Raw genomic sequence first — 14,737 nt, forward strand, 5'->3', positions numbered from 1 at the left:
ACCAGCGCCGGACCCGGAGCGATGCCCCGGGTCCGGCGGCTTTGCCGACCCTGGAAAGGCTTGCCATGGCCCAGCCCGAGCTCGTCCTCAGCCGCTATCTCGTATTCAGCCCGACCAGTTACCGGCACCCCTCCGGCAGGTTGCTGCGGGCCCTCTACCACACCGCCCGCGCCCGGACCCTGCTGCTGGACACCCGTACCGTCGATGTGCTCGCCACCGACGGGCCGGCCGCGCTGCCCGCCGGCGAACAGACCCGGCTGACCGACCTGGGGGTGCTGGTTCCGGCCGGCACCGACGAGACCGCCGAGGTGATCGCGGCCGGCGCGCAGGCCGCCGAGACCAGCCGGCACCGCCAGTTCGTCGTCATGCCGACCGCCTACTGCAACATGGGCTGCGGCTACTGTGGACAGCGGCACCGGCGCGACGCACCGGCCACCCGGACGGTACGCCATCGCGACGCGGTCGCCGCCCGGGTCGAACGGGCGATGGCCGGTGGCGACCACGATTCGGTGCTGGTGCGCTGGTTCGGTGGCGAGCCCCTGATGGGGTACGCCGTGCTGCGCGACCTGTCCGCACGGTTCGTCGCCGCCGCCGACCGGCACCAGGTGGCCTACTCGGCGCTGTTGGTCACCAACGGTGCCCTGCTCGACGCCCGCAAGCTGCGCAGCCTGCACCTGGACTGCCGGGTCGACCAGCTGGAGATCACCATCGACGGACCGCAGCAGGTGCACGAACGGTCCCGCCCGCTCAACAGCGGCCAGGGTTCGTACGACCGGATCACCGCCGCGTTGCGGGCCATGCTCGACGACACGGACCTGGCCGGACTGCGGGCGACCGTACGGTCCAACATCGGGCTGCACAACGCCGGTCAGGCCACGGAGTTCGCCACCGCGATGCGCGACGCCGGCCTGGCCGACCCGCGGATCCGCTTCTACCCCTCGCCGGTCCACTCCTGGGGCAACGACGTCAGTGACCTGCGACTGCGCCAGCGCCAGGCCGCCGAGACCGAGTTGCGGTGGTACGCCGCCTACCTCGCCGCCGGGCTGCACTGCCGGGTGCTGCCCAGCCAGCCGGTACGGGTGGTGTGCACCGCCACCTCCCGGCACAGCGAGGTGCTCGCCCCGGACGGGCGTATCTACTCCTGCACCGAGCAACCGCTGGTACCCGGGTTCACCGACGAGCATGTCGGATCCGTGGACACCGCGAACCCGCGCCAGTTGCGACCTGCCGGCCGGTTCGACGACTGGTACACCGGCCTGGCCGCAGGCGAAACCGGTTGCCGGAATTGCCCGATCCTGCCGGTGTGCGGCGGGGCCTGCCCGAAGCTCTGGCGGGAGGGAACCCCGCCGTGTCCCCCGTTGAAGGACGGCCTCGCCGGGCGGATCGACCTGTTCGCCCGGTCATCGGGCCTCGTCCCCGCCTGATCCGGCCGGCACCCCGGTGCCACCGTCGCAGCCCGCTGCCGCCTCCACCGGAAAGTCCCACCGCAGCGCGAGCTGCGCGGTCTGGAAGCAGCGTTCCGCCCGGCCCTGGCCGGTCTGCTGGTTCGTCACCCGGACCAGACCTTCGTCGTGCAGCACCCGCAGGTGGTAGTGCATCAGGCTGAACGTGACGCCGAGCCGGCGGGCCAGTTGCCGGGCGGACAGGGCATGGTCGTACTCGGCGGTGAGCACACCGAGCACCTGCAACCGGATCGGGTCGGCGACCGCCCGCAACTCGTTGACTCCGGCGAGCACCCGCACCGCCGGCACGGGCGGGTCGCCAGCCGCCCCGGGATGCGCCGACGGGTCCGGTCGTGGCACACTGGGGTAGGCCCCCGACGTTCCCTGACGGTCGGGGGCCTTGTCGTCGCCCCACCGGTCCCCGGCGTTCATGCCGCACCTCCTGACGATCCGGCTTGGACCGCCGACGCCGGGAAGCGACCGACCGGCAGCAGGTAGGCCAGTACGTCGTCGACACCGTCGAGGCCGAGCAGCTCATGGGCGACGTCGTCGTAGAATCCGCCGATCGTGCCCACCGCCAGCCCGGTCGCGGCGGCCACCATCGACAGGGTCTGGGCCAGGTGACCCGCTTCGATGGCGGCGAAGCGCAGCGCCCGCATGCCGTACCGCTGGCGCAACTCCCCGACCTGTACGTACAGTCCGAGTACCGCCGGGACCTCGGCCAGTGCGATCCCGCCCACGTCGAGCGCGTCGACGCCGAACCACATCGACGACGCCTCCAGCTCCGGCACCGACGGCACCGCACCGATGCGCCACAGTTGGCGGTCGGCGTCGTCGACGTGGTAGACCCCTGGTGCCAGACCGGGCACGTCCCGGACGATCAGCCGCAGCCGGGCCAGGTACGTGGCACCGGCACTCGGATACGGACGGTGCGCGTAACGGTACGATCCGCCGTCCGGCAGCGGAACCTGTTCGGTGTGTGTGACGCCGTGGGCGCTCCACACCAGCGTGCCGAGCTCGGTCGCGCTGACCGGGCCGGTCAGTCGCCCCCGTCCGGAGACCCGCCGGCGCAGCACCTCGACGAGCGCGGCACGCGGCGGGTCCCCGGCGGGCAGAGCAACCGGCTGGTGGCCGAACCGGAACGGGGTCCCGCGCCGCTCCACATCCACCTCGCGCGGCCTCTGCGTCTCCAGCAGACCGGGCAGGAACTTGCTGGCTTCCTGGTAGCGCCGGTCGGCGGCGCGGGCACCGTCGGCGAAGAAGTCGGGCAGGCCGTCCGGCGCCAGTGCGGTCCCGGCGACCAGCCAGCAGACCGACCGCTCCTCGTCCGGCAGGATGCCGAGTCGGTTGAACAGCATGTGCAGCTGGGATCCCCAGATCCACCGCCAGCGGGGGTCGGCCGGCCCGGCGGCCGCCGGGCCCTCCAGCCGCTGGCGGGCCCGGCGGACAACCTGCGCCCAGCGGGCCGCCGGGGAACGGTCGGCGGCGTCGGCGGTGAGCGAGACGGTCCGGTCCCACCGACGGCGCAGCAGCGCGCCCTGGCTGGCGAGCACCCGGGCGGCCTGGCCCTGCACCGCGGCGGCCGGCAGCATCGCCACCTCGTTCTGCCACCGCCAGCCGGCGGCGTGTCCACGTAGCCAGCGGGCCCCGGACAGGTCGTCCAGACCCAGTGCGGCGGCGGTGGCGATGGCCAACTCGGCGGCGACGGCCAGCCGGGACCGTCCAGGCGGCACCGTCCCGACGATCCGGGCGCTGATCTCGCTGGACCGGCAGAACACGTCCTCGGCGACCGGCAGCGCCGCCGGACCACCGTACCGGCTGGTTTCCGGCACGTACGGTGTCTCGCGGACCTCGCCGTGGACGTGCCAGCCGGCACCGGACGACGCGGCCTGCCCGCCGAGCCGGCGGTAGTAGGCGTCGCGGTCGAGCTCGAACGTCTCGTACGGCGCCTGCGCGGCCAGCTCGCCGAGCCGCTCGCGCAACTCGTCGGCGACACCGGGCAGCGGGTCACGGATGCGCACCCGCAGGTGCGGTCCGCCCTCCCAGTAGCGGATGTAGAACCAGTCGGCGACGGCGCCGTCGGCGCGCAGCCGGCGCAGCACCGGGGCCACCGAACCGGCCAGGAACGCGTCGAGGTCGGCCGGCTGCCAGTAGGCGAAGCAGTGCAACCCCACCCAGGTACGGCGTTCGGTGGTGATGGTCGCGGTGGTCACAGCGGCACCTCCGGGTCGTCGAGGTCGTAGGCGAAGTCCCGCACCCGCGACCGGCCGATCAGCAACAGGTAGACGAGGTCGTGCCCGGCGGGAACGGTGGCAGCGGCCTCGACGACGACTTCCCGCACCGCGCGGACCGGGCGGCAGAACAGACCCGCGGCGCCCGCCGCCGTCGCGAGGTGCTGGGCGCAGGCGCCGGCGGCGTAGAGCAGCCGTGGGTACGCCTCGGCGCCCCCGGCCCGCACGGCCGCCGCGATGTCCGCGGTGATCAGCCAGGCCAGCGGCAGGCCGGCGACGTCGGTCTGCGAGCGCGGATAGGTGTACGCCCGTTGCAGCTGATCCAGCGCGGCGGCCGGGGCGGCGGCCGCGACCGGCCCGCCCGGCTCGGCGCGGTACCACCCGGGCTCGCGTCCGGTGACGTTGCCGACGGCCACGGTGTGCCGCAGGCCCGGCCAGGCACCCGGCGATCCGGCGGGGATCCGGTACGCGGCGTCGACCAGGTCGGTCAGCACGGCGCCGGGCAGCGGCCGGGGGTCCGCGCCGAAGCCGCACGGGCCGAGGCCGGAACTGCGCACGGCCCGCAGCCGTCGCCTCGGCCACGTCGGCGGAGTCGACCCGCCGAACGAGACCGTCAGGCCAGCGGCGGCGGTGCGGCTGGTCGCCGTCAGCCCGTAGCCGGCGGCGGCCTCGGTCAACGCACCGGCGACGTGTCCGGCTTCCAACACGGCGAGCGCCTCGGCGAGCCGGCCGTAGCCGGACGGCATCCGGTGCGGATGCCCGGCCAGCTCCACCATGGCCCAGTCGGCCGTCGGTGGGCCGTCGGCCCCGACCGACCCGGTCGCGGCTATCGCCCGCAACAGGCCGCGTACCGGATCCACCGCCCATCGCCGCCCGCCAAGCCACAACGCCACGTCGACCAGGTGCGCCGCGCGGGGCGACGGGTACGCCCGGTGGTCGTTGAACGGGTTCCACGGCTCGAACCGCCGTGGTGCCAGGGCGGCGGTGAGCACCTGGCGCAGCCGGGTGCCGCGCTCGCCGTACCCGGCGAGCGCGGCACCCAGCGGCGTCGCGGGGCCGGCTCGGTGCGGGTACGGCGGTGCCGCGCCGGGCTGGACGGCCTTGCCCGGCCCGTGTGCGTAGGCACCGGCGAGTACCTCGGGGACCGAGATGTCGGGCAGCGTGGGAGTCGACATGGCATGCCTCACGGGAACGGGTGCGGGTACAGGGTCAGGTCGTCGTACCGCAGCGGCGCCGGCACCCGGCCCAACTCGGCCGGTACCCGCAGCAGCCGGTCCAGGCCACGGGTGCGGTGGTACACGTGGCCGAAGGTCATCGGCAGGGTGCCCGGCACGATCACCTTCGCCGAGTGCAGGCCGAGGCGGTCCCGGGCCACCGGATCGGTCTGGTCCACCACGATCACCTCCAGCCCGCCGGCGGCCCACCGCTCGACGGTCTGCCCGAGCAGCACGGCGAGGTCGGTGACCGGGGCGGGCCGGCCGGGCCAGACCTCCCGCCAGTCGGCGGGCGTGGCGTCGGTGAGCAGGAACTCGTACCGGTGCCGGGCCTGCGGCGCGGTGTTCACCGCGACGTGCTCCTCCAACCCGGTGACCAGGGTCGGATCGTCGAGCATCGCCTGCAGCCGGACCGGATCGAGGTGACCGGGCTTGGAGCGGACCACCTCGGGCAGGCTGAACGTGTCCACGACCGCTTCGGCCGCCGCCGAACGCAAGGCGCAGCGGGGGTCGGGATGCGCGCCGGCAGCGAAGAACGCCTGCGGGGCGCCACTGTCCGGATCACGGTGCAGCACCAGGGCCAGCACGGTGGGCACGCCGAGATCGTTGGTAGCGTCGAAGAACAACAGGTCGTAGCCGATCGTGTCGAGCCGGTCCACCAGGTGCGGCAGCACCTGATCGTCGTCGGGCACCGCCACCGGGCGCAGTGGCGTGCGGGCGTACCAGGCCATCAGGAACGCGTCCCGCTCGGCGACCTCGTACATCCCGTACAGCGCGGCCTCGACGGCGCTGTTGCCCAGGCCGCAGCCGTTGGAGCTCTCGTAGAGAAACCGTGGCCCGCTGCCGTGCGGCAACCCCCAGTAGGCGACGTGTTCCGGCACCAGTACCGGCTCGCGCCGACCAAGCGACCAGCCGTACACCCAACGGGTCCGGGTGTGCGGGGTGTACGGCACCATCCGGAACGCCGGGTGGTCGTGGTACGCCGGATCGTGCAGGCCGAGGCGGGCCGGGTCGACCGCGCGCCGTGGGCCGAGCTCGGCGTAGCTCGCCTCGACCGCGGTACGCCGCCGGTGCGGGCGCATTCCGGTGGCCCGCTCGACCGCCTCGAACAGCGCGACCCGTTCCGCGTCGGCGAAATTGCCGGCCCGGCCGTAGCCGGCTTCCCGGATCTTGCCGTCGCTGGACAGTTCGCTGGTCATCAGCGCCATCGGGGACCGTTCGGTACGGATGACGTGGGCCACCGGCCCGTGCCGCCAGTCGAACAGCTCGCCACGCAGCGCTTCACGGCCGGTACGCGGGTTGGCGCCCCGAAGCGAGTACGGATCGCTGGTGGGTGCCGGGTCCAGCGGCAGCTCGGCACCGTGCGGAGTGTCCAGGGCCACCGGGCGGCAGATCCGGCAACCGGCCCGCCGGGGCCGGACCCGGTGGCTGCTGACGGTGGCGTGGTCCGTCCGGATGGCCACCACCACGCCATCGTGGGCGTCCGGATCGGCCAGCACGTCGGCGACGGCGGCCACGACGGTCGGCAGCTGGGTGGGTGGAATGGTGCCGCCGAGGCGCAGCAGCGGGTTCCCCGCCGGCACCGCCGGGCCGAACACCCGCAGCCGGGCCCGCTCGGCGCAGGCCAGGCAGGTCGTCGCCCCGGGCCGCAGCACCGGGCCGACCAGCACCAGGCTGCCGTCCAGGCGGACCGGCAGCCAGATCGCGACGCGGCTGAACGCGGCGTCGCTCAGCTGTGCGGCGAGCGCCGGTGACCAGTCGTCGAGCAGCACCACCGCGGCCGGCGGTAGTGCGGCGATCGCGCCTGCGGGATCGACCACGACGACACCGGGGTGCCCGGCCACGATCAGCGCGTCCGCCAGCGACCGGCCGGCGGCGCTACCCGGCCGGGCCGGCGGCGCGGCCACACCGGGCCGGTCCGGCAGGTCGGGCTCGTTCGGCAGGTCGGGCTCGTTCGGCAGGTCGGGCAGGGGCATCGGCAGCAGTGGTACGGAGCGGGTCGGCACGTCAGGCTCCTTCCCTCGGCGCGATCCAGCGGTAGCCGTGCACGGCGAACCCGGTGGCGGACAGGGCGTGGGTGAGCGCTGCGCCCGCCACCGGCGGCTGCGCCACGGCGGCCAGGCCGGCGTCACCAGCGGTGAGGACCGCCCGCAGATCGGCCTGCAGCCGTTCCTCGTTGTCGACGACCCCGGCCGGCCAGTACCAGGCATCGTCGGTCCACGGGGCCAGGTGCGCGTCGGTCGGCTGCCACGCCGGCGCCGCGCCGGTGAGGCTGACCGCCTCGGAGGGCACCTGGGCTCCGACGGCACGGGCCTGTGCCACACCGGTGGCGGCGAGCGCCGCCATCGCGGCCGCGTCCGCCGCGGTCGCCTCGACAGCCCAGGCCAGTACACCGCCCTCGGTGACGATCTCGGCGTGCACCACGCCGGGACCCAACCGGTGCGCCACCAGCCGGGCGGGTACGGCGTACCGCAGCGTCAGCGCCTTCCACCAGCGGCGGGCAGCGGGCGTCGCGGCCCATTCGTGCTCGCTCACCGCCGGGTTCCCGGGCTGGCCCGGGGCCGGGCTCGCGGTGCTGGCCGCCGGTCGATGGTGGATCGCGTGGGCGAGCCGGCGCAGCGCCACTCCGGCGGCGTGTCGGGCGTCGACGCCGACCGCGAACCGTTCGACCGCGAACGTCTCCGGCCGGTCCGCCGGACCCGGCCCGGTCGGCGCGAGCGCCGCCTCGGCGGCCCGGACGGTCGCGTCGATCCGCGCGGCGTCGGCGGTGGCGCCGATACCGAGCGCCGTACCGGCACGGGCCAGCATCGCCGGCACCTGCGGCAGGTCGCCGGGCAGCGCCGGGGGCAGCGCACCGAGCACCGGATCGCCGACGGCGTCCAGGCGCAGCCCTACCGCGTCGATGTCGGGTGCCGAGTCGGCAACCGCTGGCCGGGCCGCCGCCAGCCAGGGGTGGTACGTGGCACGGACCGGGTCGAGCCGGGCGACCAGCACCGACGGGTAGTGCGGGCCGGGTACGGCCGGTTCCCCGCCGGGCAGCGTCGCCGCCTCCTCGGCCGGGTCGGGCAGACCGGCGACGGCACAGACGATCCGGTGCACCGCCGCCGCGCCGACCAGGGCGGCCAGTGTCGGCACCACCTCGGCGCGGCCGGCGGCCGGTGGCAGCGCCAGCCGGGCAGCCACCGCGCCGGCGTGCCCGCCCACTTCGGATCGGGGCAGCACCGGGGTCACGTAGCCGATCTCCGGTGCGCAGCCGGCGGCTACCGCGACGTCACCGGCCTGCACGACGACCGCCCGGTCCGGTGCCTCGTCAGCCGGGGCCTCGCCAGCCCGGGCTTCGCGGCTCGCGCGATCACGGTCAGCGCGATCACAGTCGGCGCGATCGCGGCTCGGCACGGTGGCGACCGCGACGCCGGCGGCGGCCAGCGCCCGGGCCGCCGAGGCGGCCACCGGTCCCCGCCCGGTCACGGTGACCGTGCTCGCCCGCAGCCGGTCCCAGGCTGCGGCCGGCTCCGCGGCGACAGACTCCAACCAGCGGGCCAGATCGACCGGCGGCAGACCGCTGTCCTGCCGGTCCCCCCAGCCGGTCGGCACCTCGACCAACATGTCGTGCTCGCGCAACTGGTCCACGAGCAGGTTGACCACCCTCGCCACCTCGGGGCGCCCGCCGGGCGTGGCCAGCTGTGCCGGGGACATCCCGCTCGCCAGCCGGCGGGCCAGCGGCTGCCAGATCTTCCAGACGCCGCTGCCACCGCTGACCGTGAAGCTGGACGCCCAGCCGCGTACGTGCACCCCGGTCGCGGTCGGCGTGGCGAAGACCACCGGGCGCAGCCGTACCAGCACGGCCACCGCGGTGTCCCCGGTGGCCGGGGTGGCCAGGGTGGGCGGCGGCCCGGTCAGCGCACGGGTCGTCACGGCCGGACCTCCTCTGCGGTGGCGGCCAGCCTGTCCAGGTAGCCGTTGATACGTTCCTGCCAGGTCACCCCGGTGATCCGTTCCGCGGCCCGGCTCAGCAGGTAGGCGGCGAGGTAGCGCTCCAGCGGGCGGACGTCGAGCAGGCCCAGCAGCAGGTAGAGCACGTTGGTGGCGAACCGGTACGTGACGAACTCCCGCTCGTAGGGCACCCGGCTGAAGTCGATCTGACCCAGCAACTGGTGGTAGTCGCTGTACTCGGTCCGGTCCGGGTGCCAGCGATGAACGATCTCCGGGTCACCGACCTGCTCGGCCCGGGAAAGGTAGGTGAACCCGGGTACGGCCGGCAGCTCGCCCCGCCGGTAGGCGGCCTCGGCCGTCGCCCACGCCGTCGCCGTCCACTCCTGCCACGCCAGCTCCGCGGCGTCGGCTGCGCCGTCAGCGAGCCTCGCCACGAGTTCGGTGACCGGGTCGGCTCGCCGGCGCCAGTGGTCGTCGAACGCGCCCCGCACCTGCCCGGTCGGGTCGTTGAAGACAAGGAACTCTTCCAGGTGGGACAGGAAGGACTGGTGTCCGGCGCCCAATCCGAGCGGGTATCGGCTGGCGTGCAGCGACATCGCGGTCAGGCAGAGCCGTACCCGGGCCGAGGCGCTGTCACCCGCCGCGGCGAGCCGCTCGGCGGACGCAGCAACCGCCGGCAGGCCAAGCTGCAGCAGCCGGGCCCGGCATTCGACGGCGGCGGCCGACTCCAGCAGCACCGCCAGCGCGGTGTCGTCCACCGGCTCGATCCGGACCGTGTTGTCGGGATGGATCGGCTCGTACGGCGGCGGCACCAACTCGGCTCGGCCGGCCTGTTCGGCCTGGGCGAGCAACTCCGCCGTACCAATCTGCTCGGTCGACGGATGCGTGGTGAGATAGCGACGCAACCGGTCGGCGACCGTACCGGCGACGCCGGCCAGATCGACGCCGGTGCCCGACTTGGCGGCCGGGCCGGCCGGCGTGTGGCGACTCAGCCGGATCCGCAGGTGCGGGCCGTGCCGCCAGTGCCGCTCCAGATGGACGCCGGTGCCCTGACCGGCCGCCCACCGCGCGGCCGGCAGCACGGCCGCCCGCAGCAGGGGCAGTTTCGCTGGCGCGTAGTAGTAGCAGGCGATATCGAGTTGGTCACTCATCGCCACCCCATCCCTTCCGGTACGTTTCAGCCACCAGTTCGACGACCCGGCCGTCCGGGTTTCCAACACCGGGTACGGGCAGTGCCTCCTCGATCCGTACGGGACCCTCGTGCCGGCCGAGCAGGCGCGGCAGGCACCGCAGGTGCAGCGCGTTGCCCAGGTCCGCGTACTGCGGTTTGGGCAGGGAGAGATACCGCTGGTAGTCGTCCGGCCCGCCGCGGATGTCCGCACCCGCCGCGGCGACGAACACCTCGGCCGGCAGGCCCAGCCGGGCTCGCCAGCGGCTGACCGCGTCGAACGGGACGTCACCGTCGGCTTCCAGGTCGGCCCGCAACTGGCCCGCCTCGGCCGGCGGCAGCAGCCACGACCGGCGGCTGAGCACCAGGTCGCGGTACCGCAGCCGGGACCGGTGCCGGATGCTGCCGCCGACCTCGCCGACAGGGGCGAACGGTTGGAAACCGACCAGTCCGCTGCTGAGATCGAAGTGCAGCGGCACGGTCCGGTCCGGCATCACGAACGGGACCAGGAACCCGAGATAGAGCACGTCCAGGTCGGCGCCGGCACCGTCCAGGCAGAGCCGTACCTGATCGGTCACCGGGTCGTGCCGCAGCCCGACCTGGTCGGCGAGGACATCGGCCCAGCGGGCATCCTCGCCGACCTCGTCGTCGACGACCAGCGGATGCAGGTTGGCGTTGAAGCCGGCCACCGGGCGGAACTGGGCGGCCCGGGCGCCGCGTCCGAGGCCGGCCCGGATCTGCGCGGCGACCTGAGCCTTCGCCGAGGGGGCCACCAGGTCCAGGAAGCGGCTGGTGAACCGCCCCCAGCCGGCGTACACATGGTTGAGCACCAGCAGGTCGTCGCCGCCGCTGCGGGCCGGCTGAACGAAGAAGCTGTACGACGCGGGCCGCGCGGTGGCCCAGCCGGGCAGCGCCGCCGCCGCGTCACGCGGCACGTCCTCGGCGAGCCAGGCCTGAGCGGCGCCGGCCGGACCGCTGCGGCGGGCCTGGGCGACCAACTCGGCGCGGGCGGCGGCGAGCGTAAGCAGTTCCGGGGTGACCAGGTCGGCCAGGTCCGGGTCGTCGTTGACCACGCCGGTCGGCGAGACCAGGTTGTACGCCCGCCATACCTGGCTCATCTCCTGCGAGAAGTCGGCGGCGCGGGCGCAGTGGCCGCCCTCGCCGTACCGGTTCACGAAGCGGTCCCGGACCAGCCGGCGCAGCGGCAGGTACTGGTCGAACAGCTCGGCGAGGGTGGCGAGTCGGGTCAGTTGCGACGCGGCCCGCCGACCGTGCGCCGCACCCAACCGCGTCGGCTGCCGCAGACCGACGTCCTCGGCGAGCAGCGGGGCGTCGTGCCAGGGCAGGCCCACCGTGGTGTAGGCGGCCTGCCAGCTCGCACGCAGGCCGGCGAGTGCGGTGGCGCGTCGACCGGCCGGCACGTCGCCGAACCCGGCGGTACGCCGGCCGATGTCGTCGAGCAGGTCGGCCAGCTCCGCCCGGTCGTGCCGACGCAGCCAGGCAGCGGTGGCGGTGACCGCGAGCGGGTCCTGCGGGTCGACCGGCTCCACGGCCAGCAGCAACCCGGCGTCGATGATCTGGGTGACGTAGCGGGCAGCGGCCGGCCCGGTGCGCTGCGGCGGACCGGGCAGCCGGTCGGCGAGTCCGGCGACAAGGTCGTCGGGTGCGATCCCGGCGGCACCGACGGCCCGGACCCGGTCGAGCAGCAGTCGCAGCGGGCCGGTGCAGCCGAGGGCCACTTCTTCTTCGAGCACGGAGAGCACCCGGTCGACACCCTCGACGGGTCGGTCGCGCCGGAAGGTGAGCCGGTCTCCGTCGATGGTGATCGCCGCGGCCAGCCGGTGCGGTACCTGCGCACGCAGCGCCGGCTCGGCGAGCGCCGCGGCGACCAGCCGGACCAGCAGCGTACGGTTGGCCTGAGCGACAGCGACGGGCCACCGGTCCGGGCCGGTGCTTCGGTCCGGACCGGCACCGGGATCGTCGGGGTCGGGACCCGCGAGATCGGTGCCACCGGCCCAGTGCCCCCAGCCGACATAGGTGAACCAGGACAGGGGACTGGTCTTGGCGGTGGCGCGCAGGGCGTACCGCAGGGCGTTGGGTTCGGACTTGCGGGCCCGGCTGTCCGGCCGGTCACCGGCCGCCGCCGCCCGCTCGATGCCGCGCAACAGGTCGGCTCCGGTGAGGGTGACGGCCCGACGCAGCGGCTCGGCGGCGCACGTCTCGGCGAGCGCGGCCCGCTCGGCACCGAGCGCGGTGGTGGCCAGGTCGGCGAGTCGGGCCCGTACGTCGGCGGCCCGGCGCATCGCGTCCAGCCATTCGGGCAGATCGGGAATTCGCCCGACCAACCCGTCGACCTCGATGAGCCGCTCCGGACGTGGCGTCCGCCCGTTGTGCACGTCCCGGCGCAGCGGTAGCACCACCTTGCGGTGATACTCCGCCGGATGAGCGTCCGCGCTGGCGTAGAGCGCGTCGGCCAGCCGGGGTGCCAGCTCGCTGATGCGTACCCGCAGCTCGACGAGCCGTTGCAGGGCGGCCCGGAAATCCCGGGTCGGTGGCGGTGCCGGCGGGTACGGCAGCGCCGCCAGCCGGACCAACGCGTACGGCGCCAGCGCGGTGGTGGTCGCCGGCCGGACGGCCGGGGCCGGGACGACGGCGACCTCGCTCATCCGTACCGCACCCCCTCGTCGCGCCGGAACGCGGCGCGGGCGAGGACGGCGAACAGGGCCGTCCAGGCGAGCAGCAGGAACGCGACCCAGCTGGGTCCGATCAGGTGGTCGGCCCGGTCGATCAGGGCGAGTACGAAGTACTGGTACTGGTAGGTCGGCACGTACGGGACCACCGCGTGCAGCGCCGTCGGCAGGTAGTCCACCGGCACGAACAGCCCGCCGAAGAACGCCAGCAGCATGAACAGCAGGTTGGCCAGCATCATCGCCGGTTGCGGGGCGAGGCGGTAGCCGATCGCCATACCGAGCAGGCCGAACGGGATCGCGCCGACGACGACGGCGCCGAGCCAGACCGGCCAGGCCAGCAACGACAGCCGCAGATCGGTGGTGAACGCGGCGACGACCAGCAACGGAATCCAGCTGATCACGTTGAACGCGAGTACGTAGAGCATCCGCCCGGCGAACCTGGTCAGCGGGGACAGCGGCAGCAGCCGCAGCCGCTGCTCCCACGGGTTCTCCCGGTCGGCGGCCACCCCGGCGGCGAGCGAGGCGACGGTGACGTTGAGCGTGGTGTAGAGCAGGAACGGGGTGATCGCGTACTCGCTGCCCAGCCCGAGGTCGGCGAAGCGGCGGGCGTTGACCAGACCGAACAGCAGGAAGAAGACCAGCGGGAAGCCGAGCGCGGGGGCCCAGTAGGCGGGCATCCGCAGCGTGTCGAGGGCGTGTGCCCGGGCGTGCAGCAGGACGTAGCGCATGTCAGGCCACCTTCTCGGCAACGCGGATCTCGGTCCGGGCGACGGTGCCCGGGTCGACGGTCTTGCTGATCGTCCGGATCGCCTCCTCCAGGCCGACCCGCTCGACGCGGATGCCGGTGAACGGCACGTCGGCCCGGACCAGGGCCCGGACGGTGGCGTCGGGGTCAGCGGTGTAGATGTGGGTCCGGTTGCCGACCGTCTCGACCCGGTCGGCGGGGCCGGAGACGGCGATCGGCGGAAGGACGCCGGTCACTTCGACGTCGACCAGGTGCAGGCCGACCTCGGCGACGACCTCGGTCACCGAACCGGCGCGGGCGACCTGCCCGCCGGTCACCACCACGACCCGTTCGGCGAGGTGTTCGGCCTCGGCCATGTCGTGGGTGGTGAGCAGCACCGCGCTGCCTGCGGCGGCGACGTCGGCGATGGCCGTCCACAGTCCGTCGCGGCTGTCGGCGTCGAGTCCGGTGGTGGGCTCGTCGAGGAAGAGCAGTTCGGGGCGGCCGACCAGGGCGGTGGCCAGGGCGACCCGGCGGCGTTGTCCACCGGAGAGGGTGCCGCACCGCTTGTTCAGCAACGGTCCGAGGCCGAGTTGGTCGACGAGCTCCGCACGGGGCACCGGGTCCGGGTAGTGGGCGGCGATCAGGGCGAGGGTTTCGGCGACGGTGAGCCGCCAGGGCAGGGCGGTCCGCTGCGGGGTCAGACCGAGCCGCGCCTTGACGCCGATGTCGGCGGGGTTGGCGCCGAGCACCTCGACCCGGCCCGATCCGGGGCGGCGCAGGCCGGCGAGGATTTCGATCATGGTGGACTTGCCGGCGCCGTTGGGGCCGAGCACGGCGGTGACCCCGGCGGGCACCTCGAGGGAGACCGCGTCGAGCGCGACCACCTTGCCGTACGTCTTGGTGACGCTGTCGAGACGGGCGAGGACTTCCACGAGCACTCCTTGGGCATGTGACGCGCGGAGGGGGCGCACCGCGCCCCCTCCGCTCGATCGAACTGACGTGATTCGCCCTGCCTTGGCTACCGGCAATCCCTGACACTGCCGGTCGTGCCCTCGGCCGGGGCGGTGGTTGGCGTCAGACCGCCGGCTCCAGGGAGTCGGCGCAGGAGGCGCAGCACGAGCTGGCGCCGCAGCAGGAGCTGGAGCTGCAGCTCGACGAGCCGGAGGAGGCACCGGTCTCGGGCAGCGCGGCCGAGTCACGGATCGAGCTGACCGACAGCTCGTCGAGCTCGAGGTCTTCGACGTCGATGATTTCGTCGGACATGGGGTCCACCTTTCGTTGCAGGGTTTCGTCCTCGCGGGGGCGAGGGCGTCATGGGTGCCGGCGGGGGCT

At 74.3% G+C, this 14,737-nt stretch carries 11 protein-coding genes; 1 reads left to right on the forward strand and 10 read right to left on the reverse strand.

Going from position 1 to position 14,737, the window contains the following annotated elements; genetic code table 11:
* Window positions 1-65: 65 nt before the first annotated feature.
* On the forward strand, window positions 66-1,424 hold the full coding sequence (locus ACN27F_RS08890; RefSeq protein WP_421432279.1) for a radical SAM protein: 1,359 nt from the start codon (window positions 66-68) through the stop codon (window positions 1,422-1,424).
* On the opposite strand, the gene ACN27F_RS08895 is transcribed toward ACN27F_RS08890, so the two are convergent.
* From ACN27F_RS08895 to ACN27F_RS08940, 10 genes are all read right to left on the reverse strand, one after another.
* Window positions 1,401-1,874: an ArsR/SmtB family transcription factor gene (locus ACN27F_RS08895; protein WP_421432281.1), complete on the reverse strand. Its 474-nt coding sequence runs from the start codon at window positions 1,872-1,874 to the stop codon at window positions 1,401-1,403. The genes ACN27F_RS08890 and ACN27F_RS08895 overlap by 24 nt on opposite strands.
* Entirely contained in the window at window positions 1,871-3,655 is a 1,785-nt protein-coding gene (locus tag ACN27F_RS08900; RefSeq protein WP_421432283.1) for a thiopeptide-type bacteriocin biosynthesis protein, read from the reverse strand. The genes ACN27F_RS08895 and ACN27F_RS08900 overlap by 4 nt, the downstream gene beginning before the upstream one ends.
* Window positions 3,652-4,848, reverse strand: a complete 1,197-nt coding sequence (locus tag ACN27F_RS08905) for a hypothetical protein (RefSeq protein ID WP_421432285.1) — start codon at window positions 4,846-4,848, stop codon at window positions 3,652-3,654. Before ACN27F_RS08905 ends, ACN27F_RS08900 begins: the two co-directional genes overlap by 4 nt.
* An 8-nt stretch (window positions 4,849-4,856) precedes the next feature.
* Complete coding sequence (locus ACN27F_RS08910) at window positions 4,857-6,893, reverse strand: TOMM precursor leader peptide-binding protein (RefSeq protein WP_421432287.1); 2,037 nt, start codon at window positions 6,891-6,893, stop codon at window positions 4,857-4,859.
* A 1-nt stretch (window position 6,894) separates the two neighbouring features.
* Entirely contained in the window at window positions 6,895-8,802 is a 1,908-nt protein-coding gene (locus tag ACN27F_RS08915) for a hypothetical protein (RefSeq protein ID WP_421432289.1), read from the reverse strand.
* Entirely contained in the window at window positions 8,799-9,971 is a 1,173-nt protein-coding gene (locus tag ACN27F_RS08920) for a hypothetical protein (RefSeq protein ID WP_421432291.1), read from the reverse strand. The genes ACN27F_RS08915 and ACN27F_RS08920 overlap by 4 nt, the downstream gene beginning before the upstream one ends.
* Entirely contained in the window at window positions 9,964-12,654 is a 2,691-nt protein-coding gene (locus ACN27F_RS08925) for a lantibiotic dehydratase (protein WP_421432293.1), read from the reverse strand. Before ACN27F_RS08925 ends, ACN27F_RS08920 begins: the two co-directional genes overlap by 8 nt.
* Window positions 12,651-13,406 carry an ABC transporter permease gene (locus ACN27F_RS08930; RefSeq protein WP_421432296.1) on the reverse strand — a complete coding sequence of 252 codons (756 nt, stop codon included), beginning with the start codon at window positions 13,404-13,406 and terminating at the stop codon, window positions 12,651-12,653. The genes ACN27F_RS08925 and ACN27F_RS08930 overlap by 4 nt, the downstream gene beginning before the upstream one ends.
* Window position 13,407: 1 nt before the next feature.
* Window positions 13,408-14,337, reverse strand: coding sequence for an ABC transporter ATP-binding protein (locus ACN27F_RS08935; protein ID WP_421432298.1), 930 nt, complete (start codon window positions 14,335-14,337; stop codon window positions 13,408-13,410).
* Between the two features lie 142 nt (window positions 14,338-14,479).
* Entirely contained in the window at window positions 14,480-14,668 is a 189-nt protein-coding gene (locus tag ACN27F_RS08940) for a thiazolylpeptide-type bacteriocin (RefSeq protein WP_421432300.1), read from the reverse strand.
* Between the last annotated feature and the right edge of the window lie 69 nt (window positions 14,669-14,737).

This window comes from Solwaraspora sp. WMMB335, from assembly GCF_049179075.1.
Classification (GTDB): Bacteria; Actinomycetota; Actinomycetes; order Mycobacteriales; family Micromonosporaceae; genus Micromonospora_E.

Bases quoted from the DNA above. Each gene is read 5' to 3' on its own strand.
- ACN27F_RS08905 (WP_421432285.1), bottom strand. From the start codon at position 4,848: ATGTCGACTCCCACGCTGCCCGACATCTCGGTCCCCGAGGTACTCGCC.
- ACN27F_RS08940 (WP_421432300.1), bottom strand. From the start codon at position 14,668: ATGTCCGACGAAATCATCGACGTCGAAGACCTCGAGCTCGACGAGCTG.
- ACN27F_RS08930 (WP_421432296.1), bottom strand. From the start codon at position 13,406: ATGCGCTACGTCCTGCTGCACGCCCGGGCACACGCCCTCGACACGCTG.
- ACN27F_RS08895 (WP_421432281.1), bottom strand. From the start codon at position 1,874: ATGAACGCCGGGGACCGGTGGGGCGACGACAAGGCCCCCGACCGTCAG.
- ACN27F_RS08890 (WP_421432279.1), top strand. From the start codon at position 66: ATGGCCCAGCCCGAGCTCGTCCTCAGCCGCTATCTCGTATTCAGCCCG.
- ACN27F_RS08920 (WP_421432291.1), bottom strand. From the start codon at position 9,971: ATGAGTGACCAACTCGATATCGCCTGCTACTACTACGCGCCAGCGAAA.
- ACN27F_RS08925 (WP_421432293.1), bottom strand. From the start codon at position 12,654: ATGAGCGAGGTCGCCGTCGTCCCGGCCCCGGCCGTCCGGCCGGCGACC.